This window comes from Streptomyces sp. NPDC041200, from assembly GCF_055591805.1.
Genome location: NZ_JBVIZF010000001.1, coordinates 1,072,403 through 1,094,168 on the forward strand (window position 1 = coordinate 1,072,403; position 21,766 = coordinate 1,094,168).

A 21,766-nucleotide genomic window follows, 5' to 3' on the forward strand; every position below is an offset into this window, starting at 1 on the left:
CGAACACCGTCAGTACGGACCGGAAGGACCGGAAGGAGGCGGCGAGGAGGCGCCGGGTAGGGTGAATGCCGCGCGCATGACACGAGCAGGAAGCGGTTCAACGAGGGGGCCTTGCACGTGAGTACGTTCGCCACGACCGGTTTCGGCGCGGGCGCAGACGCGGCCGCAGACGCGGCCGCCGGTCGCTGACGTGGCGCTCCTCCCCGTCGTCGGCGGGAGACACTCGTGGAGCCGCTGAGCCGGGACGACCCGCCGCGGATCGGTCCGTATCAGCTCATCGCCCGCCTGGATGCGGCGGCGGAGGACATCGCGGCGGTGACGCGGTGCTTCATCGCGCGCAGCGGCGGTGGCGATCGTACGGTCCTCCTCAGCGCGCCGCCGGTGGAGTCGGTGGACGACCCCGGGTACCGGGAGCGGTTCCGGGCGGAGGCGGAGAGCGCGCTGCTGCTGGCCCGTGCCTCGCGATGCCGGTGGATCGTGCCCATGGCCGAGGTCTCGGGCGACGACAGGCATTCCGGCGGCGCTATGGAGCCGCCGTGGAGCGCGTCCCCGTACCTCCCGATGCTCCCGCTGCCCGCCGCGCTGGAGGCGTACGGAGGGCCGCTGCCGGTGCGTACCGTACGGGCGGTCGGCGCGGCGCTGGCCGAGGCGCTGGACCAGGTGCACGCGGCGGGGTTCACGCACGCCGGGATCGCGCCGGGCACGGTGTTCCTGGCGGGCGACGGCCCCCGGCTGGCCGGGTTCGGCGCGGTACGCGCCGCCGGGCCGGACGGTGCGGCGCGGACCGGGCTGCCGGGGCTGGACGCCGACGCCCTGCCCCCCGAGCAGCTCGCGGGCGGACGGCCTCGCCCCCTGGGGGACGTCTTCGCGCTGGGCACGGTGCTGGCGTACGCCGCGACGGGGCAACCGCGTCCCGAAACGGAGGCGCTGCCACAGGACTTGAGGGACACGCTGCGCGCGTGCCTCGCCCCGGACCCGGCGGACCGGCCGACGGCGCGGGCGCTGCTGGACGAGCTGATGCGCGGCGTACGCGTCCCGCTGCCCGCCGCGAGCGCGGCGCGGGCGCCCGCGGGCGCGATGCCCACGGCCGTCGACGGCGCCCCCGGCGGCCCGCCCGTGCAGGGCGGCGGCCCCGGGGCGACCGCCCTGGACGCCGGGGTCAGCCGGGCCGTGAACCTGCTGGGCCCGGGCTGGCTGCCGGGACGGCTGGTCGTCGCGCTGGCGGAGCAGTCCTCGGCGCTGCTGGCGGCCGAGATCGAAGCGGAGCCCGAGGCGGCGACAGAGACCGAGGCGGCGACAGAGACCGGGACGGAGCCGGAGACCGGGACCGGATCGGAGACCAAGGCAGCGGCCCCGACCTCCGGCGGGACGCCGAAGGTCCTCAGCCCCTCCCGGCGTGCCCTCCTCGTGGGCGCCGCCGGGGGCGCGGCGGGTCTGGCGGTGGGCGGCGGTCTCACCTGGGTGGCGACGGAGCCGGCCCCGCCCGCCCCGCCGACCCCGGCCCAGCGCCTCGCCGCCGCCCGCCGCTCTCGGCGGCGTGTGGAGGGCGCGCCGCCCGCGCCCGCGTGGCGCTACGGCATCGAGGGCGCGGCTCCGGTGTACGCCCCGCTCATCTGGCGTGACGCGGTCGCGGTCCTCACGGGGGAGCGGTTCGTCGCGGGGATCGACCTGCGGACCGGCAAACGGCTCTGGACGCAGGAGGGACTGCGCCCCAAGGGGCGGCCCTGGGCGGGCGACGGGGACGCGCTGTTCGTGCCAGGGGATGGGATCGCGGCGCTGGAGCCGCGGACCGGGCGTATCCGGTGGCGGTCGAAGAACTTCCGGTCGGGCGCGCCGACGTCCTTCGCGGGGCTGCTCGCGGTCGATGGGACCACGGTGTGGTTCACGGCCGAGACGCGGGAGGGGAGCGGCCGTGTCGTGGTCGCCTACGACGTCGGCCGACGCGATGAGGTGTGGCGCGGTGCGCTGCCGGCCGGATTCACCGAGGGGCATCTCCTCAGGGACGCGCTCGTGGTGGTGAACCGTGACGGCCAGGGGGCGAAGACCAAGCAGACCATGGCCTTCAGCCGGGATGCCGGAAAGAAACTCTGGCAGCGGGTTTATCCGGGCGTGAGCGCAGAAGGGATGGTCACAACCGACGCCGACCGCACCCTGATCGCCGCCGTCGGCAGCACCCTGCGGGGGTTCGACGCGGCCCGGGGCGTCAAGGGACTGTGGTCCGTCGCGGCCCTCGGAAAGGACGGCGAAGGCCATCGCCCCGACTTCGGCCTGCCCCTCGTCCACGGGAAGACCGCGTACGCCGCGGACGGTGGCTACGCCCTCCACGCGATCGAGGCGGCGACCGGCCGGATCCGCTGGCAGCGCACGTACGGATTCGCGATGAAGGCGCTGTCCGCGCCGCGCACCCCCGACACGGTGGTCAGCCCGGCGGGACACCGGGTGCTGACGGCCGGGGACGCGGAAGTGGACGCGTTCGACGCCGAGGACGGCGCGTTGTTGTGGCGCTTCGCCGATGTCGACGGCGCCGCGGGCAAGGGGGCGGCACGCCGCAAGGTGGCGGCCACGGACGACCGGGTCGTCGTGATCGGTCACAAGAGCGTGTACGCGCTGCCGCTGGACTAGCTGGACTGGGGAAGGACCTATGGAACCGCCGTACGTGCCGGACGTGCACGGCTGGGCCGGTGCGACCGACGACGACAGTACGGCGCGGATCGGCCCGTACCGCGTCCTCGCCCCATGGGACGAGGGCGCTGCGGGCGGGACCGCGCGCCCCGCCGGCCACGGCGCGGCCGAGGACGCGCGGCGCTGCCTCGCGCGCGACGACCGTACGGGCCGCACCGTCGTCCTGACGCTGCCGCACCCGGCGCTGGCCGACGACCCGGCCTATCGGGTGCGGTTCCGGGCGGAGGCCGAGAACTCGCGCCGTCTGACCGGGCGTTGGGCAGCGCCCGTCGCCGATATCGCTCCGGCGGACGCTCCGCTCCCCTGGGTCGCCCACGACTGCTTCCCCGCCCTCACCCTCCCCGCCGCGCTGGCCGCGCACGGCGGCCCGCTGCCGGAGCCGGTCGTCCGCGCGCTGGGCGCGGCCCTCGCCGAGACGCTGGCGGGCGCGCACGCCAACGGCCTGGTGCACGCCGGGATATCACCGGGCGCGGTGCTGCTCACCGCCGACGGCCCCCGGCTGACCGGCTACGGGCTGGTCCGGGCCGCGGCGCTGGACCGGATCGAGCGCGCGGGACTGCGCGGCGTGGACCCCGCGGCCCTGCCGCCGGAACAGCGGGCGGGCGAACGGCCGCGGCCGTACGGCGACGTCTACGCGCTCGGCGCGGTGCTGGCCTACGCCGCGACGGGCCGGACGCCGGGCGTTCCCGATGCATTGCCGCACGGGCTTCGTGCGGTGGTCACCGCCTGCCTCTCCGCGGACCCCGCGCACCGGCCCCGGCCCGCCGAGCTGATCCAGGCGCTCCGTACGCCCCCCGCGGGCACGGGCAGCGGCCTGCCCGAACCCATCGCGACGGCCCTCGCCGCACAGGCCGACCACTACCCGGCGGAAGTGGTGCCGGACGCGACGGAGCCCGACGGCCGTGACCACGAAGACGGACCGTCCCGGCGTTCGCTGACCCTCGGCGGCCTGGCCGGGGTGGCCGGGCTCGTCGTGGGGTCGGGAGGGGTGGCCGCGTGGCGCGCGACGGCGGACGACGGGCCCGCCCGACCGGCACCGCTGTCCGTACGCGGGACCGCCCCCGCCCCGCTGTGGCGGTGCGACATCGACTTCGAACTCACAGGCCCGCCCGTGATCTGGGGCGGGAAAATCGCCCTGATGGCGGGCGAGAGCGCGGTGACAGCGGTGCGGCTGCGCGACGGTAAGAAGCTCTGGACCCACGAGGACATGTGGCCCACGCTGGCGCTCCTGCCGCTCGCCGGAGGTCTCTTCCTCACCCCTGCCCTGACCATGTTCGCGGCTGTCTCGGTGCACACCGGAAAGGTCACGTGGACCGAGCGGAAATACGACGGGATCAAACACCCTGCGTTCCTCGGCTCCTTGGCGACTCACGGAAACATGTTCTGGTTCCTGGCCGGAGACCGAGAGAAACCCACCGACCGGCGGAAGCCTGTGGTGATCGCCTATGACCTCAAGAAGCGTGCGGAACTGTGGCGCACGCCGGTCCCTACCGCGGGCTCGACCGGCGACGAGCAACGCCCCGGAGCGCTACGCGGCGGCGCCCTCATCGTCGAGAACAACGGCCCACCGGACGGTGGCTCGATCAGGATCGAGGAGAAGACGTGGTCGTACGTGGCGCTCCGGCAGCAGGACGGCAAGAAACTATGGAGTCGCACTTATGAGGGTGTGAGCACCAGTGACCTGGGGACCTTCCGGACCGTTGCCCCCGGGGACCTGCTGATCTCCTGTGAAGACAAGGCCGTCCGCGCCCACGACCTCACCAGCGGCAAGCCGCGCTGGCGGTTCACGTCCGAGGGCTACCTGTACACCAAGCCCGCCGTCCGGGGCCGCACCCTCTGCATCACCGACGAGGACAGCCTCACCCACGCCGTCGACACGCGTACCGGTCGGGCGCGGTGGCGGCGCGGACCCGCCTTCGATCCGGTGGGCGACATGCGCTACAGCGAGACCGTGATCAGCCACGCGGGCCGGACCGTGCTCCAGGCCAACGCCTCCGAGATCGAGGGGCTGAACGCGGCCGACGGATCGCTGCGCTGGCGTTTCGCCCCTGTCGGCAGCGGCCAGGGCGCGGGCGGCTTCAGCGGCTACGTGGACACCGCGCCCGGCCTGGCCCTCGTCGTGAACGGACGTTCCCTCTACGCACTGCCGGTGGACTGATTCGGAAATGGCCCAACCCCTCACCCACGACGACCCGCGGCGGCTCGGCGCGTACACCCTCGTCGCCCGCCTCGGCAGCGGCGGCATGGGCACCGTGTACCTCGGCCGGTCGTCCGGCGGGCGCACGGTCGCGCTGAAGACCATGCACCGGCAATTCGCGGCGCAGACGGTGTTCCGCACCCGCTTCCGGCTGGAGATCGACGCCGCCCGCGTCATCGGCGGACAGTACGGCGCCCAAGTCGTCGACGCCGATCCGCTCGCCCCGACGCCCTGGCTCGCCACCGAATACGTCCTCGGCCCGCCGCTCGACGACGCGGTCGCCCTCTGCGGCGCGCTGCCCGAACCGGCCGTACGGGCGCTGGGCGCCGCCCTGTGCGACGCGCTCGCCCAGCTGCACCGGTCCGACGTCGTGCACCGTGACCTGAAGCCGTCCAACATTTTGCTGACCGCCCGCGGCCCCAAGGTCATCGACTTCGGCATCGCCCGCGCGGCGGGCGACGACCGGCTGACCCGTACGGGCGCGGCGGCCGGAACGCCTGCCTATATGTCGCCCGAGCAGGCGGTCGGCGGCGAACACACACCGGCGGGCGACGTCTTCGCCCTCGCCGGGGTGCTGGTCTTCGCGGCGACCGGCCGCCCGCCCTTCGGCAGCGGACAGCCCGCGGATCTGCTCTACCGGGTGCGGTACGCGGAGCCGGACCTGACCGGCGTGCCGGACGGGCTGCGCCCGGCGCTGGAGCGATGCCTCGCCAAGGACGCGGCGCAGCGGCCCGGTACGGCGGAACTCGGCGGGCTCCTCCACGACGGAGCCCCCGACGGCATCAGCGACATCGTGGACCACCTTCCGGACGCGGTGCTCGCCGACATCGCGCAGCGCAGCGCGGCCGTATGGGAGATCCAGCCCGCCCGACTGCCCGTACCGGACGAGGACTCCACCACCCTGACGTCCCCGTCACGACGGCCCCGCGTCACCCGCCGCAGGCTGCTCGCCCTCGGCGGCGGCGTGCTCGCCGCGGGCGGCGCGGCGGGCGCCTGGGGCCTGCTCGCCCCCGATGACGACACGGCGGGCCCCGCGCGGAAGAAGCCGTCCCGGACCACTCCGGGAGGAGCGCCGCGCCTGGTGTGGAAGGCCATCGTCGAGGGCGAGGGCACCGGAGAGACCGTCCCGTTCCCGGTCGGAGACGACTTGGTGCTGGTTACCGAGGGCCTCCTGCTCTGCGTCGATGCGAGAACCGGTGAGCGGCGCGCGGAGAGCGAGCTGGTGGGTTACCCGGAGACCGTCCTGTCGGACGGTGAGCGGCTGTTCGCGCTGGACGGCAGCGACCCGCAGCACCTCGTTCCCGTCGACCTCACCACGGGCAGCTTCCGGGCGCCGCTGGCCCGGCTCGACGGCCTCGACGCGCTGGAGACGCGCCTGGTGATCGCGATCGGCCGCTCCCTGATCCTGGAAGGGAAAACCCGCAAGGGCTGGGTGCGGTTCGCCGTCGACTCCCGGACCGGCAAGGAAGTGTGGCGCCGCCGGATGCCCACGCCGGCCGACACCTTCGACGACCTGACCGCGACCCCCTTGGGCTCGTCGTACCTCCGCACACAGGGGGAGTCGGTCTCCCGGATCGACGCCCGCACCGGGGCGACCCGCTGGTCGGTGCGGGTCCCCAAGAAGAACACGGGCGGTCTGTGGGCGGGGAGGCGGCATGCCGTCTCCTCGGACCACCTGTTCCTCGGCGCCGAGGAACTGCTCGCGCTGCGGCTCTCCGACGGCAGGACCACGTGGAGATTCGGCAAGGGCCGGAAGATCGGCAAGGACTACGACGCGTCGGCCGACCACTACGGCCCGCCGGTCTTCAAAGACGATGTCGTATACACGACGGAGCGCGACAACGGCCTCATCGCCCTGGACGCCCGCGGCGGCCGTCTGCTGTGGGAAGAGGACAAGTCCACCGTGCCGTCGCTCTCCTTCGCCGCCAGCTCCACCGTGAGCGGGAGGTACTTCTACGTCTCGCCCGACAACGACGCCCAGTGGATCGCCGCGGTCGACCTGCGGACCCACCGCGTGGCCTGGACCTTCCAGAGCCCCCTCGGCGACCGGGGCGGCGTCACCCCGACGATCATGACACTCCCCAAGGCCAAGCGGCTCATCGTCGTGCGCGGTACCGGCGTGTGCGCCCTTCCACTCGACGAGTAGTGGACGCGTAGACGAGCAGCGGTGGGCCATCCGCTCATCGACCATCCCCACCCCATTCCAGGAGCCCCATGAACCCCCTCGGCACCGGCGATCCCCTCCGCCTCGGCCCGTACCGCCTCACCGGCGTGCTCGGGGCAGGCGGGATGGGTCAGGTGTACCTCGGGCGGGACGCGGCGGGCCGGACCGCGGCCGTCAAGGTGCTGCGGCCCGAGCTGGCGCACGATCCGGATATGGCCCGCCGCTTCCTGCGCGAGGCGTACGCGGCGCAGGCCGTGCGCGGCGACGGGGTGGCGCGGGTGCTGGCGGCGCAGACCGAGGGCGGACGGCCCTGGATCGCCACGGAGTTCCTGGTGGGACCCACGCTCGACCAGGCCGTCGAGCGCTACGGGGCGCTGGGCGAACCCGCGGTCAGGGCGCTGGGCGCGGCGCTCGTGGCCGCGCTTCGGGAGATCCACGGGGCCGGGCTCGTGCACCGCGACCTCAAGCCGTCGAACATCGTGCTGACCTCGCGCGGCCCCAGGATCATCGACTTCGGTATCGCCCGCCCCGAACACGGACTCACCCTCACCACCACCGGACAGACGATCGCCACCCCCGGCTACGCCGCGCCCGAACAGGTCCTGGGGCGGCGGACCGGACCCGCGGGGGACGTGTTCTCCCTCGGCGTGGTCCTGGCGTACGCGGCGGGCGGGCGGCCGGTCTACGAGGGCGGGCACGTGGCCGCCGTGCAGTACCAGGTGGTGCACGGCGAACCGGAACTCGGCGCGGTGCCGGAGGACATACGGGCCCTGGTCGCACCCTGCCTCGCCAAGGAGGCCGCGGACCGGCCCGCCCTCGACGCGATCGCCGGGGTACTCGCGCCGCCGCGCGGCGCCGACCGCGCCTGGCGCACCGGGCCGCTCGCGGAGGACATCGCTCGGCGCGAGAAGGACGCCCGCCGGATGGCCACCATGCCCGGCGACGAGCCGTCCCGCCCCACTCGCCGCAGGCTGCTCACCACCCTCGCGGCGGGCGGCACGGTGCTCGCGGCGGGCGGCGGCGCCGGGGCGTGGTGGCTGTTGCGCGACGAGGGGGACGCGGTGGACGGTACGCGGCCCTGGGACGCCAAGCCGCTGGCGAAGTACGACGAGGGCGTCGCGCCCTCACCCCTGTGGGGCCCCGTCGACATCGGCCAACCGGGCCGCGCCGATCAGGACATGCCCGCACCGCTCCCCGTCGATGACCTCGTAGTCGTCCCAGCCAAGGGCGGCCGACTGCGCGCCTATGGCGTCAGGGACGGAAAGGCGCGCTGGACCTCGAAGGTCACCGGTCTGACCGGACGCGCCCTCGCGGTCTCCGGCGACACCGACACGGACGGCACCGGCGGCACCCTTCTCGCCGCCGACACCGAAGGCGCGGTACGGGCGTTGCGCGCCGCGGACGGCAAGGAGCGGTGGAAGGCCGCCCGGGCGAACGCGCGGGCCCTGCTCGCCGCCGACGACCGGGCCGTCTACCTCACCACCCGCGACGGCCGGATCCGCGCCGTATCGCTCGCCTCCCGCACGACCCTGTGGACGGCGCCGGGGCCCGAAGGCCGGACCGCCCCCGCCGCGACGGCGGCCGACGGCCGCCTCGTGCTCCACGCCGCCGACGGCAGCGTGACCGGGTACGACACCTCCAGCGGCAAGGCCGTCTGGCACCGCGAGGGGCAGGGCTCCTCCCCCCTCGCCCCGGCCGTCGCCGACGGCACGGTCTATCTGGGCGGGCGTACCCTGGCCGCGCTCTCGCTCGCGGACGGTGAGGAGAAGTGGGCGCGCGCCGCCACCGGCGACCTCGGCTGGAGCGCACCGGCCGTGCGTGACGGTGTCGTGTACGCCGTGGACGCCACCGATCTGATCGCCCGCCGGGCGTCGGACGGCTCGGACACCTGGTCGCTGCCGGTCGTGTCCGAGCAGCATGCGCTCGCGCCGCCGGTGGTGCAGGGCAACAGCGTCTGGGCGCTGGTCGACGACTACGGTCAGCGAGGCCTCACGACCGTGGACACGCGCAGCGGAAGCGTCGCCTGGCTGTACGCGCAGGGAGGCGAGGGCAGCTGGCGGCTGACCGGAGCCGGAAACCGGGTCTTCCTCCTGCACAACGAGAAGCTGACGGCCATGCCGGTGTTCTAGGACGGCCGTTCCAGGACAACAGATTGATTCACCGCCCCACCGACGCGATCATCCGGAGACACCCTTGGACAGCGACGCGCTGGACGCGTACATACGAGCCCGACTGACACTGGCCGGGGTCGACATCGACCAGCTCCCCGACGTGGCCGACCCCGAGACCGGCACGCCCACCCGGGCCGTGATCATGGTGGCGCTGCGCGAGTTCGTCGCCACGACGCCCGGCGCGCTGGCCGACTGGACACCGCCGACGGGCGGTGTGGGCGGCGCGCTGGGGGCGGCGTACGCGCAGCAGGAGGCCGCCCCGCTCGCGTACCCGTCGATCACCACCGCCTGGACCGGGGAGGCGGACCGCTGATGGGCCGGGACCTCAACCGCCGGACGTTCCTCGCCGCTTCGGCCGCCGCCGGGGCCGGTGGCGCCCTGGCCGCGTCCGCCGCGGCGGCCGCCGCCGCGCCGGCCGCCGCCGCACCGGCTACCGCCGCCCCAGCCCGTAAGCCCGCCGCCCCCACCGTCGCCGTGCCCGATCTGCCGGTGCGCGAGGCGGCGCGGCACGATCCGACGGAGGCCACGCTCGCCGAGGCCGTCGTCCTCATCCGCACCGGGCGGCTCACCTCCGCGGACCTCGTCCAGGCGTATCTGGACCGCATTGATAAGTACGACAAGACGTACCAGGCGTACGCCGAAGTGACCGGGAAGCAGGCGCTGCTCTCTGCCTATGCGGCAGACCAGGCGCACAAGAACGGAACGCGCGGGCCGCTGGCCGGGGTTCCGCTGTGCGTCAAGGACAACTACTTCACCAAGGGCGTGCCCACCCGCGCCAACTCCTTCATCTTCGAAGACTTCGTGCCGGTCACCGACGCCACCGCCGTCGCCCGGCTCAAGGCGGCGGGCGGCATCCTGCTCGGCAAGGGGCAGATGGGACCGCTGGCCACCACCCGCGCCACCACGCCCAGCGGCCTGATCACCACCGTCAACGCCTGGACCCCCGACAATCCGCTCATCGACCCCGGCGGTTCGTCCACCGGACCGGCCTGCGCGGTCGCCGGACGGATGGCGTCGTCCTCCATCGGCACCCAGACCGGCGGTTCCATCGTCAACCCGGCCAACCGGCAGAACCTCACCGGACTGAAGCCCACGATGGGCCGCGTCTCCCTGAACGGCGTCATCCCGCTCTCGTACACCCGCGACCACTGCGGTCCGATCGCCCGCGACGCGATGGACGCGGCGATCATGCTGACCGTCATGGCCGGACCGGACGCCGAGGACCCGCGGACCCAGGGGCTGCCGCGCCTGCCCAACCTGGTGCGCGCGGCCACCCCCGTGGTCTCGCCCAAGGGGAAGGTGCGGCTCCGTCGGCCCACCCGGATCGGTGTGCCGCCGGGCTTCACCGACGGCATCGCCCGGCGCTCGGCGCTCCTGGACACCCTGGCGGATCTGCCCGGCGTCACCCTCGTGGAGATCCGTTACCCCTCCGACTGGTCGCTGCTGACCGGAAGCGCGTTCAACGCCGCACGCCTGAGCGAGCGCACCGAGCCGTTCCGGCACTGGCTGCGCGAGGACCTGACGAAGTTCGGCGTCTCGGTGCTGGGCTGGCTCCAGGGGCTGATGATCTCCGGCGACGAGTGGATCACCGCGCAGCGCGCCAAGCACCATCTGCTGCGCGCGGTGCTCGACGGTCCGTTCGACCAGTGCGACGTGCTGCTGCAGACCAGCCCGGTACCGTTCGACATCCTGGGCCTTCCGGAGATCGGCTTCCCCATCGGTTTCACGGCCGGTATGCCGACCGGCGCGATCCTCGGCGGCGCTCCGTACGAGGAGGACCGTCTGCTGGAGGTGGTCGCCGCCTATCAGGCGGTCACATCCTGGCACCGGCGGCGCCCGGCGGACCCGGCCCTGGAGCCCGTCAAGCGGGTCGTCCGCCCGCTGCTGAACGCCGTGGAGGCCGCCGCGGTGAGTGCGTAGCGGTTGCCTCCGGAGCCGGGGCCGGACACTGGTACTCTGTGTGCTGGCCGTTTGCGTACGCGCCCCCGGGGCCTTCCCCGAAGGTCCTGGAGACAGCGCCCAGCGGACCCCGCCTTCCGAGTCACGGAAGATCCCCTGAGACAAAGACCAGGGGCACTCGGCGGCTGAAACTGAGAAACCAAGGAGTACGCGTGTCGCTCGACGCCGCTACGAAGAAGCAGATCATGACCGAGTTCGCCACGAAGGAAGGCGACACCGGCTCCCCGGAGGTCCAGGTCGCGCTGCTGTCGCGTCGCATCTCCGACCTGACCGAGCACCTCAAGACCCACAAGCACGACCACCACTCCCGCCGTGGTCTGCTGCTGCTGGTCGGCCAGCGCCGCCGGCTGCTGCAGTACCTGGCGAAGAAGGACATCACGCGCTTCCGTGCGCTGGTCGAGCGCCTCGGCATCCGTCGCGGTGCGGCGGGCGCCAAGTAAGTCGTCGTGAAGGGAGCGGTTCCCGCGTCGGGGGCCGCTCCCTTTGCCGTACGCGGGGCCGAGTGCCGCGCCGTACGGTCCGGCACGGAGCGTATTTTGTCCGCTACGTCCCGTACGCGCCAGACCACACAGCCATCGTGATGATGGCGGAAGCTTTGTAGTCTGGTCCCAACAACGCCATAACGCACGAGGAGGAGCGCCTCATTCCCGCCGCACCGGCGCCATAGGAGCCGGTCCTCGGTAGTGGCTCCCGGAACTGGCAATTCCGGTGGCTTCGATCGAAGACCGGCCCGGCCGCCGGACAGCAAGGCCCGGAGGCGCTGCTCCACCACCGTCCACCGTCATACGGACGGGGACGCAGACGAGGAGATTTCCCTGGTGGAGAACGAGACCCACTACGCCGAGGCCGTCATCGACAACGGGACCTTCGGCACCCGCACCATCCGTTTCGAGACGGGCCGCCTGGCCCGTCAGGCCGCCGGCTCGGCCGTGGCCTACCTGGACGACGACACCATGGTGCTGTCGGCCACCACTGCTTCGAAGAACCCGAAGGACCAGCTCGACTTCTTCCCGCTGACGGTCGACGTCGAGGAGCGCATGTACGCCGCCGGGCGCATCCCCGGCTCGTTCTTCCGGCGTGAGGGCCGCCCCTCCGAGGACGCGATCCTCACCTGCCGCCTGATCGACCGCCCGCTGCGCCCGTCCTTCAAGAAGGGCCTGCGCAACGAGATCCAGGTCGTCGAGACGATCATGGCGCTCAACCCCGACCACCTCTACGACGTGGTCGCGATCAACGCCGCTTCCTGCTCCACCCAGCTCGCGGGCCTGCCCTTCTCCGGCCCGATCGGCGGCACTCGCGTCGCCCTGATCAAGGGCCAGTGGGTCGCTTTCCCGACCCACAGCGAGCTGGAGGACGCCGTCTTCGACATGGTCGTCGCCGGCCGCGTCCTGGAAGACGGCGACGTCGCGATCATGATGGTCGAGGCCGAGGCCACCCAGCAGACCATCCAGCTGGTCAAGGACGGCGCCGAGGCGCCGACCGAGGAGATCGTCGCGGCGGGCCTCGAGGCCGCCAAGCCGTACATCAAGGTCCTGTGCAAGGCCCAGTCGGACCTCGCCGCCAAGGCCGCCAAGCCCACCGGCGAGTTCCCGATCTTCCTGGACTACCAGGACGACGTCCTGGAGGCGCTGACCGCCGCCGTCCGCGACGAGCTGTCCCAGGCGCTCACCATCGCGGGCAAGCAGGAGCGCGAGGCCGAGCTGGACCGCGTCAAGGCCCTGGCCGCCGAGAAGCTGCTGCCGCAGTTCGAGGGACGCGAGAAGGAGATCTCCGCCGCGTACCGCTCGCTGACCAAGTCCCTGGTGCGCGAGCGCGTCATCAAGGAGAAGAAGCGCATCGACGGCCGCGGCGTCACGGACATCCGTACGCTCGCCGCCGAGGTCGAGGCGATCCCGCGGGTCCACGGCTCGGCGCTGTTCGAGCGCGGCGAGACCCAGATCCTGGGCGTCACCACGCTGAACATGCTCCGCATGGAGCAGCAGCTCGACACGCTCTCGCCCGAGACGCGCCGTCGCTACATGCACAACTACAACTTCCCGCCGTACTCCACCGGTGAGACCGGCCGCGTCGGCTCCCCGAAGCGCCGCGAGATCGGCCACGGCGCGCTGGCCGAGCGGGCGCTGCTGCCGGTGCTGCCGACCCGCGAGGAGTTCCCGTACGCCATCCGCCAGGTCTCCGAGGCGCTCGGCTCCAACGGCTCGACCTCCATGGGCTCGGTCTGCGCCTCCACGATGTCGCTGCTGAACGCCGGTGTGCCGCTGAAGGCCCCGGTCGCGGGCATCGCGATGGGCCTGATCTCCCAGGAGATCGACGGCGAGACCCACTACGTCACCCTCACCGACATCCTCGGTGCGGAGGACGCGTTCGGTGACATGGACTTCAAGGTCGCCGGCACCAAGCAGTTCGTGACCGCCCTCCAGCTGGACACCAAGCTGGACGGCATCCCGGCCTCCGTCCTGGCCGCGGCCCTCAAGCAGGCCCGCGACGCCCGGCTGCACATCCTCGACGTGATGATGGAGGCCATCGACACGCCGGACGAGATGTCCCCGAACGCCCCGCGGATCATCACCGTCAAGATCCCGGTGGACAAGATCGGTGAGGTCATCGGCCCGAAGGGCAAGATGATCAACCAGATCCAGGAGGACACCGGCGCCGAGATCACCATCGAGGACGACGGCACGATCTACATCGGTGCCGCCGACGGCCCGGCCGCCGAGGCCGCCCGCGCGACCATCAACGGCATCGCCAACCCGACGATGCCCGAGGTCGGCGAGCGCTACCTGGGCACGGTCGTGAAGACGACCACCTTCGGCGCCTTCGTCTCCCTGCTCCCGGGCAAGGACGGGCTGCTGCACATCTCGCAGATCCGCAAGCTCGCCGGTGGCAAGCGCGTGGAGAACGTCGAGGACGTGCTCGCGGTGGGCTCCAAGGTGCAGGTCGAGATCGCCGAGATCGACCAGCGCGGCAAGCTGTCGCTGCACCCGGTCATCGAGGGCGAAGACGACAAGAACGACACGGACGACGAGGCGAAGGACGAAGCCGCCAAGTGACGTCCCGCGACGACGTGACGACGGCCCGCACCTCCTCGGAGGGGCGGGCCGTCGCCCGTACCCAAACGCTTCTCGCGGGCGAGAACGGCATCGGTACGGTCCGCAGGACCACGCTCCCGAGCGGCCTGCGCATCCTCACCGAAACCCTGCCGTCCGTGCGCTCCGCCACCTTCGGCATCTGGGCGCACGTGGGCTCCCGCGACGAGACCCCCACGCTGAACGGCGCCACCCACTACCTGGAGCACCTGCTCTTCAAGGGCACCCGGCGGCGCAGCGCGCTCGACATCTCCGCGGCCATCGACGCGGTCGGCGGCGAGATGAACGCGTTCACCGCCAAGGAGTACACCTGCTACTACGCGCGGGTGCTCGACACCGATCTGCCGCTGGCCATCGACGTCGTCTGCGACATGCTGACCGGCTCGGTGATCGACACGGCGGACGTGGACGCCGAGCGCGGCGTCATCCTCGAAGAGATCGCGATGACCGAGGACGACCCGGGCGACTGCGTCCACGACCTGTTCTCGCACACCATGCTCGGCGACACCCCGCTCGGCCGCCCGGTCCTGGGCACCGTCGACACCGTCAACGGGCTCGGCCGCGACCAGATCGCCCGCTTCTACAAGAAGCACTACGATCCGACCCACCTGGTCGTCGCCGCCGCGGGCAACGTCGACCACGACGCGGTCGTCCGGCAGGTGAGCGACGCCTTCGAGCAGGCGGGCGCCCTCACCGGCGCCGACGCCGACCCGGTCGCCCCGCGCGCCGGTTCCAGGGCGATCCGCACCGCTGGCCGGGTCGAGCTGCTGAACCGCAAGACCGAGCAGGCGCACGTCATCCTCGGCATGCCCGGCATTCCGCGCACCGACGACCGGCGCTGGGCGCTCGGCGTGCTCAACACGGCGCTCGGCGGCGGCATGAGTTCCCGGCTCTTCCAGGAGGTCCGGGAGAAGCGCGGCCTCGCCTACAGCGTCTACTCGTACAACTCCGGCTTCGCCGACTGCGGTCTCTTCGGCGTCTACGCGGGCTGCCGCCCGAGCCAGGTGCACGACGTCCTCAAGATCTGCCGCGACGAGCTGGACCAGGTCGCGCGCGACGGCCTCACCGACGAGGAGCTGCGGCGCGCCATCGGCCAGCTCTCCGGCTCCACGGTGCTCGGCCTGGAGGACACCGGCGCGCTGATGAACCGCATCGGCAAGAGCGAGCTGTGCTGGGCCGACCAGATGTCGGTGGACGACATGCTCACCCGGATCCAGTCGGTCACCCCGGACGAGGTGCGCGAGGTGGCCCGCGATGTACTGGGGCAGCGTCCTTCGCTGTCGGTGATCGGCCCGCTGAAGGACAAGCAGGCGGCCCGGCTGGACGAGGCCGTCGCCTAGCCGGAGAGATTCTAGGGAAGTGGAACGATGAGCAAGCTGCGCGTGGCCGTCCTGGGTGCCAAGGGCCGGATCGGCTCCGAGGCCGTACGGGCCGTCGAGGCCGCCGAGGACATGGAGCTGGTCGCCACCCTCGGCCGGGGCGACAAGCTGGAAACCATGGTCGAGGCAGGCGCCGAGGTCGCGGTCGAGCTGACCGACCCGGGCTCGGTGATGGGCAACCTCGACTTCTGCGTACGGCACGGCATCCACGGCGTCGTCGGCACCACCGGCTGGACCGACGAGCGCCTCGCGCAGCTGCGCGGCTGGCTCGACGCGTCGCCCCGCACCGGCGTGCTCATCGCTCCGAACTTCTCCATCGGCGCCGTACTGACCATGCGCTTCGCCCGCCAGGCCGCCCGCTTCTTCGAATCGGTCGAGGTCATCGAGCTGCACCACCCGAACAAGGTGGACGCCCCCTCGGGCACCGCCGCCCGCACCGCCCAGCTGATCGCCGAGGCCCGCCGCGAGGCCGAGTGCGCCCCGCAGCCGGACGCGACGGCCACGGGTCTCGAGGGTGCCCGGGGCGCCTCGGTGGACGGGGTGCCGGTGCACTCCGTACGGCTGCGCGGCCTCCTCGCCCACCAGGAGGTCCTGCTCGGCGGAGAGGGAGAGACCCTCACCATCCGCCATGACTCGATTCACCACAGCAGCTTCATGCCGGGCATCCTGCTCGGCGCGCGGCGCGTGGTCACCACCCCCGGCCTGACCTTCGGCCTGGAACACTTCCTCGATCTGGACTGAGGGCACACCGGTGCGCGCAAAACTCACATATTTCGTTCTCGCGGCCGTCCTGGTCGTCTACTTCGTGCTGGTCGGCGACCGCGGGGTGCTGCTCATCCGGCAGGGCACCCCGGTGACCATCGCCTACGGCGCGGCTGTCCTGGTGCTGCCGCTCATCGGCGGCTGGTTCCTGTGGAAGACCACCCAGTTCGCGCGCGACGCCGACCGGCTCGCGCGCGAACTGGACGCCGAGGGCGGCCTGCCGGTCGACGAGCTGGTGCGGACGCCGAGCGGGCGCATCGACCGGGACTCGGCGGACGCGGTCTTCGCCAAGCGGCGGGCCGAGACGGAGGCGGCGCCGGAGGACTGGCGCTCCTGGTTCCGGCTCGCCGTCGCGTACCACGACGCCCGCGACACCGCCCGCGCCCGCAAGGCGATGCAGCGCGCCATCGCCCTCCACGACGGCAAGCCGGTCCGGGCCGCAGACATCTCCGGCTAGCGGCGACAGGGCCTAGCAGCGACAGGGGCCTAGTGGCGGTACCGGGCGGCCCATCCGTCCAGGGCGTCGGCGGCCGCGCGGAAGGCCTCGGGGCGCCGCAGGAAATCGGTGTCATGGCTGGTGAACAGGGTCAGCGGGGTGCCGCCCGACGTCCGCTCGGCGAGCACCGCCTGCCCCTGCGCGGTCCGCGGAAGGCCCAGCACGCGCACCGGCCGCTGGACCGTGTGTATCGACGCGACGTCCTGCCAGGCGAGCGTCGTGGACGAGAACAGACCGGTCCGCCGCAGCCCCCGCGCACTCGCCCGGACACCCGCCCCCACCATCCGGAACGCGAACGCGATCACCAGCGCCGCCGCGGCGACGCACACCCCCGCCGTGGACCCGGAGCCCGCCAGGACGATGATCAGCGCCGAGAAGAGGAGATACGAGGCGAGCAGGAGCAGCACCGCCGCCCCGCCGACCCGCCAGGGCCCCGGCCGGTACGGGCGGCGCCGGCGCTCCGGATCCTCGTAGGCGTCCTCGGCATACGTGACGTCGACATGCGAGAGCGGGGCCGCTTCGGGCCCCGCTCGGTCGTCATCATGTGCGCGTTCGGCTGTCAGGAAGGGCAGGGGCACGGGATGTCCTCACTCACACACACGTCCGTTGGTCTGTGCTGAGTGAGGCTATCTCAGCACTGCTCAGCGCCCGTGTGATGCCTCCTGCACCTGCTGAGTGGGGTGCGACTGACTGTCGAGCGCGGGCATCCCGAACATCAGAGCGCCGACGAAACCGGCGACGATCGTCAGTCCCATCAGCGTCCGGCCGGTGAGCTCGGTCCGGGACGCCCTGGGGCGGGGAGGCGGGGTGACATTACTGCGGAAACGATCGGCTTCGGCGACGAAGGCGAACGGTACGGGCTCTCGCCGGCGGAACATGAGCGGGCTCTCCTTGGAACCTCGAGCGCGGGCACTTCAGTGTGTAGGACGTGTGAACGGCCTTCCTGGTGCCCTGTTTCAGGAACTTCAGTCAAAATTTTCTGCGAGGGCGTATGGGGGCCGGGCGGAGCGGACCTGTCGGTGGTGGCCCGTAAGCTGGGCGCGCCCTGAGCGATGCAGATATGGAAGGACCCGTCGGTGAGCGAGACCCCCGCCGAGACCCCCGCCGAGCGCCCGGCGGAGAGCCCGGCCGAGACCGAGAAGGCCAGTTTCCGCAGCGATGTGACCGTCGAGCTGGTGAAGCACAGCGCCGCCGACTCCGACGTCCTGTGGGCCGCGCGGGTGTCCACCGCGGGTGAGCAGTCCCTCGACGAACTGACGAAGGACCCGGAGCGCTCCAAGGGGCTGATCAACTTCCTGATGCGCGACCGGCACGGCAGCCCGTTCGAGCACAACTCGATGACCTTCTTCATCAGCGCCCCGATCTTCGTCTTCCGCGAGTTCATGCGGCACCGCGTGGGCTGGTCGTACAACGAGGAGTCGGGTCGCTACCGCCGTCTGGAGCCGGTCTTCTACGTGCCCGGCGAGGACCGCAAGCTGGTCCAGCAGGGCCGGCCGGGGAAGTACGAGTTCGTCGACGGCACCCCCGAGCAGCACGCGCTGACCGGCCGCGCGATGGAGGACGCCTACCGCCACGCGTACGAGGCGTACCAGGAAATGCTGGCCGCCGGGGTCGCCCGCGAGGTGGCCCGCGCGGTGCTCCCGGTCGGCCTGTACTCCTCGATGTACGCCACGTGCAACGCGCGCTCGCTGATGCACTTCCTGGGCCTGCGCACCCAGCATGAGCAGGCCGCCGTGCCGTCCTTCCCGCAGCGGGAGATCGAGATGGTGGGGGAGAAGATGGAGGAGGCGTGGGCCGGCCTGATGCCGCTCACCCACGCGGCCTTCAACGCCAATGGCCGGGTGGCTCCGTAGCGCGAGCGAAGTGTCCGTATTGCGGCGTTTCGAGAAGTTCATCTAGGCTGAACAAAGGGCCCGGCACTGCTTGAACCCCCGAGCAGGCAGTGCCGGGTCCTCTCTCGTGGCGCTGTTCCGCCGCCCCGAGCGAGCGCCGCGGGGCGCGCTACGAGTAGCGTGGTGCCCATGGCACCGACATCCACATCGCAGACCCCTTTCGGGCGGGTGCTGACCGCCATGGTCACGCCGTTCACCGCTGACGGAGCCCTCGACCTCGACGGCGCCCAGCGGCTCGCCACTCATCTGGTGGACGCCGGCAATGACGGCCTGATCGTCAACGGCACCACCGGCGAGTCCCCGACCACCAGCGATGTGGAGAAAGCCGAGCTCGTACGAGCCGTGGTGGAGGCGGTCGGCGACCGCGCCCACGTCGTAGCCGGAGCCGGCACCAATGACACCAGGCACAGCGTCGAGCTGGCCCGAGCGGCAGAGCAGGCGGGTGCCCATGGCCTGCTCGCCGTCACGCCGTACTACAGCAAGCCCCCGCAGGAGGGCATCCTCCAGCACTTCACCGCCATCGCGAACGCCACCGGCCTGCCGGTTATGCTCTACGACATCCCCGGCCGCAGTGGCGTCCCGATCAGCACCGAGACCATGGTCCGGCTCGCCGAGCATCCGCGCATCGTCGCCAACAAGGACGCCAAGGGCGACCTCGGGCGCGCCAGCTGGGCCATCGCGCGCAGCCGCCTCGCCTGGTACTCCGGCGACGACATGCTGAACCTGCCGCTGCTGTCGGTCGGCGCCGTGGGCTTCGTCTCCGTGGTGGGCCACCTCGTCAGCCCCGAACTGCGCGCGATGCTCGAAGCCCACCTCCAGGGCGACGTCGCGAAGGCAACGGAGATCCACCAGCAGCTGCTCCCGGTCTTCACCGGGATGTTCCGCACCCAGGGCGTCATCACGTCGAAGGCCGCGCTCGCCCTCCAGGGCCTGCCCGCGGGGCCACTGCGCCTGCCGCTCGTCGAGCTGTCCCCCGAGGAAACGGAACAGCTCAAGCGCGATCTTGCCGCTGGCGGGGTACAGCTCTAGTCAAAGACGCGATAGTCGCACCTTCATACTTCACAACTGCATAGAGACATATCAGCAAGTGCACGAATGTCACGTCGCGCCATGTGCCCCAGGGGGCACGTGGCGCGCGTGGTGAGGAGAGTCTTTTGAGTCATCCGCACCCTGAGCTCGGCCCGCCGCCGAAGCTTCCGGAGGGTGGCCTGCGCGTCACCCCGCTCGGCGGCCTCGGCGAAATCGGCCGCAACATGACGGTCTTCGAATACGGTGGCCGGCTGCTGATCGTCGACTGCGGGGTGCTCTTCCCCGAGGAGGAGCAGCCCGGAGTCGACTTGATCCTGCCGGACTTCACGTCCATCCGGGACCGCCTCGACGACATCGACGGCATCGTGCTCACCCATGGGCACGAGGACCACATCGGCGGCGTGCCGTTCCTGCTCCGCGAGAAGCCGGACATCCCGCTGATCGGCTCCAAGCTCACCCTCGCCCTGATCGAGGCGAAGCTCCAGGAGCACCGGATCCGCCCCTACACGCTGGAGGTGGAGGAGGGGAACCTGGAGCGGATCGGCCCCTTCGAGTGCGAGTTCGTGGCGGTCAACCACTCCATCCCGGACGCCCTCGCGGTCGCCATCCGCACCCCGGCCGGCCTGGCCGTGCACACCGGCGACTTCAAGATGGACCAGCTGCCGCTGGACGGTCGCCTGACCGACCTGCCCGCCTTCGCCAAGCTCGGCGAGGAGGGCATCGACCTGCTCCTGTCGGACTCCACCAACTCCGAGGTCCCCGGCTTCGTCCCGCCGGAACGCGACATCTCCAACGTCCTGGGCCAGGTCTTCGCGAGCGCCCAGAAGCGCATCATCGTCGCGAGCTTCGCCAGCCATGTGCACCGCATCCAGCAGATCCTCGACGCGGCCCACGAATACGGACGCCGGGTGGCCTTCGTCGGCCGCTCGATGGTCCGCAACATGGGGATCGCCCGTGACCTCGGCTATCTGCGGGTCCCGGCGGGCCTCGTGGTGGACGTGAAGACCCTCGACGACCTCCCGGACGACGAGGTGGTGCTCGTCTGCACCGGCTCCCAGGGCGAACCGATGGCCGCGCTGTCCCGCATGGCCAACCGCGATCACCAGATCCGCATCGTCCCGGGCGACACGGTGATCCTGGCGTCGTCACTCATCCCGGGCAACGAGAACGCGGTCTACCGGGTCATCAACGGGCTCACCCGCTGGGGCGCGCACGTCGTCCACAAGGGCAACGCCAAGGTGCACGTCTCCGGCCATGCCTCGGCCGGTGAGCTGCTGTACTTCTACAACATCTGCAAGCCCAAGAACCTGATGCCGGTCCACGGCGAGTGGCGCCATCTGCGCGCCAACGCCGAACTGGGCGCCCTGACCGGCGTCCCGAAGAACCGTTGTGTCATCGCCGAGGACGGCGTGGTGGTCGACCTCGTCAACGGCATCGCGAAGATCACCGGCAAGGTACAGGCGGGCTATGTGTACGTGGACGGCCTCTCGGTCGGCGACGTCACCGAAAGCTCGCTCAAGGACCGCCGGATCCTGGGTGAAGAGGGCATCATCTCGGTCTTCGTGGTCGTCGACAGCACGACCGGCAAGATCGTGGGTGGTCCGCACATCCAGGCCAGAGGCTCCGGTATCGAGGACGGGGCCTTCTCCGCGGTCCTCCCGAAGATCGAGGACTCCCTGGCCAAGGCGGCTTCCGACGGCGTCGCGGACTCGCACCAGATCCAGCAGCTGGTGCGCCGGGCCGTGGGCAAGTGGGTGTCCGACAGCTACCGCCGGCGCCCGATGATCCTCCCCGTGGTGGTCGAGGTCTGACGCGACCTCAGCTCCAGGAGGCGCTGAACCCCGGGCGGGGGGGGCCTTTTTTTTTGTAGGAGGCCCGCCCCCGTCCGTTTCTTGCTCCGCCCGAAAGGGGAAACAGAGAAAGTCCCCCCCCTCCGGGGGGCCCCGAGA

Annotated in this window: 16 protein-coding genes; 14 read left to right on the forward strand and 2 right to left on the reverse strand. The window is 71.9% G+C overall.

Features of this window, described 5'->3' with window-relative positions; translation table 11 throughout:
- Positions 1-225: 225 nt before the first annotated feature.
- The 11 genes from ACZ6CL_RS04955 to ACZ6CL_RS05005 all read left to right on the forward strand — a co-directional run bounded on the left by ACZ6CL_RS04955 (position 226) and on the right by ACZ6CL_RS05005 (position 16,857).
- Complete coding sequence (locus tag ACZ6CL_RS04955) at positions 226-2,622, forward strand: outer membrane protein assembly factor BamB family protein (RefSeq protein ID WP_468931146.1); 2,397 nt, start codon at positions 226-228, stop codon at positions 2,620-2,622.
- 19 nt (positions 2,623-2,641) lie between these two features.
- On the forward strand, positions 2,642-4,840 hold the full coding sequence (locus ACZ6CL_RS04960; protein ID WP_468931148.1) for an outer membrane protein assembly factor BamB family protein: 2,199 nt from the start codon (positions 2,642-2,644) through the stop codon (positions 4,838-4,840).
- Between the two features lie 7 nt (positions 4,841-4,847).
- Positions 4,848-7,025, forward strand: coding sequence for a protein kinase domain-containing protein (locus ACZ6CL_RS04965; protein ID WP_468931151.1), 2,178 nt, complete (start codon positions 4,848-4,850; stop codon positions 7,023-7,025).
- Between the two features lie 68 nt (positions 7,026-7,093).
- On the forward strand, positions 7,094-9,172 hold the full coding sequence (locus ACZ6CL_RS04970; protein ID WP_468931154.1) for an outer membrane protein assembly factor BamB family protein: 2,079 nt from the start codon (positions 7,094-7,096) through the stop codon (positions 9,170-9,172).
- A 64-nt stretch (positions 9,173-9,236) separates the two neighbouring features.
- Entirely contained in the window at positions 9,237-9,527 is a 291-nt protein-coding gene (locus ACZ6CL_RS04975) for a hypothetical protein (RefSeq protein WP_468931157.1), read from the forward strand.
- Positions 9,527-11,134 carry an amidase gene (locus ACZ6CL_RS04980; protein WP_468931159.1) on the forward strand — a complete coding sequence of 536 codons (1,608 nt, stop codon included), beginning with the start codon at positions 9,527-9,529 and terminating at the stop codon, positions 11,132-11,134. The genes ACZ6CL_RS04975 and ACZ6CL_RS04980 overlap by 1 nt, the downstream gene beginning before the upstream one ends.
- 191 nt (positions 11,135-11,325) lie before the next feature.
- Complete coding sequence (rpsO, locus tag ACZ6CL_RS04985; protein ID WP_009714645.1) at positions 11,326-11,613, forward strand: 30S ribosomal protein S15; 288 nt, start codon at positions 11,326-11,328, stop codon at positions 11,611-11,613.
- 378 nt (positions 11,614-11,991) lie between these two features.
- Complete coding sequence (locus tag ACZ6CL_RS04990) at positions 11,992-14,223, forward strand: polyribonucleotide nucleotidyltransferase (RefSeq protein WP_468931162.1); 2,232 nt, start codon at positions 11,992-11,994, stop codon at positions 14,221-14,223.
- Positions 14,220-15,599 carry a M16 family metallopeptidase gene (locus ACZ6CL_RS04995; protein WP_468931165.1) on the forward strand — a complete coding sequence of 460 codons (1,380 nt, stop codon included), beginning with the start codon at positions 14,220-14,222 and terminating at the stop codon, positions 15,597-15,599. Before ACZ6CL_RS04990 ends, ACZ6CL_RS04995 begins: the two co-directional genes overlap by 4 nt.
- Positions 15,600-15,626: 27 nt before the next feature.
- Positions 15,627-16,379: a 4-hydroxy-tetrahydrodipicolinate reductase gene (gene dapB, locus ACZ6CL_RS05000; protein ID WP_468931168.1), complete on the forward strand. Its 753-nt coding sequence runs from the start codon at positions 15,627-15,629 to the stop codon at positions 16,377-16,379.
- A 10-nt stretch (positions 16,380-16,389) separates the two neighbouring features.
- The gene (locus ACZ6CL_RS05005) at positions 16,390-16,857 is read left to right on the forward strand and encodes a hypothetical protein (protein ID WP_468931170.1); all 468 of its coding nucleotides are present in this window, start codon (positions 16,390-16,392) and stop codon (positions 16,855-16,857) included.
- Positions 16,858-16,886: 29 nt separating this feature from the next.
- Here ACZ6CL_RS05005 and ACZ6CL_RS05010 read toward each other — a convergent pair whose 3' ends face one another.
- Together ACZ6CL_RS05010 and ACZ6CL_RS05015 are read right to left on the reverse strand one after the other, a co-directional pair.
- Positions 16,887-17,474 (reverse strand): hypothetical protein, encoded by a 588-nt coding sequence (locus ACZ6CL_RS05010; RefSeq protein WP_468931172.1) that lies wholly within the window; start codon positions 17,472-17,474, stop codon positions 16,887-16,889.
- Between the two features lie 63 nt (positions 17,475-17,537).
- On the reverse strand, positions 17,538-17,774 hold the full coding sequence (locus tag ACZ6CL_RS05015) for a hypothetical protein (protein ID WP_468931175.1): 237 nt from the start codon (positions 17,772-17,774) through the stop codon (positions 17,538-17,540).
- Between the two features lie 198 nt (positions 17,775-17,972).
- On the opposite strand from ACZ6CL_RS05015, the gene thyX reads away from it, so the two are divergent.
- The 3 genes from thyX (at position 17,973) to ACZ6CL_RS05030 (ending at position 21,628) form a co-directional block, all read left to right on the forward strand.
- On the forward strand, positions 17,973-18,749 hold the full coding sequence (gene thyX / locus ACZ6CL_RS05020; RefSeq protein ID WP_468931178.1) for an FAD-dependent thymidylate synthase: 777 nt from the start codon (positions 17,973-17,975) through the stop codon (positions 18,747-18,749).
- A 168-nt stretch (positions 18,750-18,917) separates the two neighbouring features.
- A complete protein-coding gene (dapA, locus tag ACZ6CL_RS05025) occupies positions 18,918-19,817 on the forward strand; it encodes a 4-hydroxy-tetrahydrodipicolinate synthase (protein WP_468931180.1) in 900 nt (299 codons plus the stop codon).
- Positions 19,818-19,942: 125 nt separating this feature from the next.
- Positions 19,943-21,628: a ribonuclease J gene (locus ACZ6CL_RS05030; protein ID WP_468931182.1), complete on the forward strand. Its 1,686-nt coding sequence runs from the start codon at positions 19,943-19,945 to the stop codon at positions 21,626-21,628.
- Positions 21,629-21,766 lie beyond the last annotated feature (138 nt).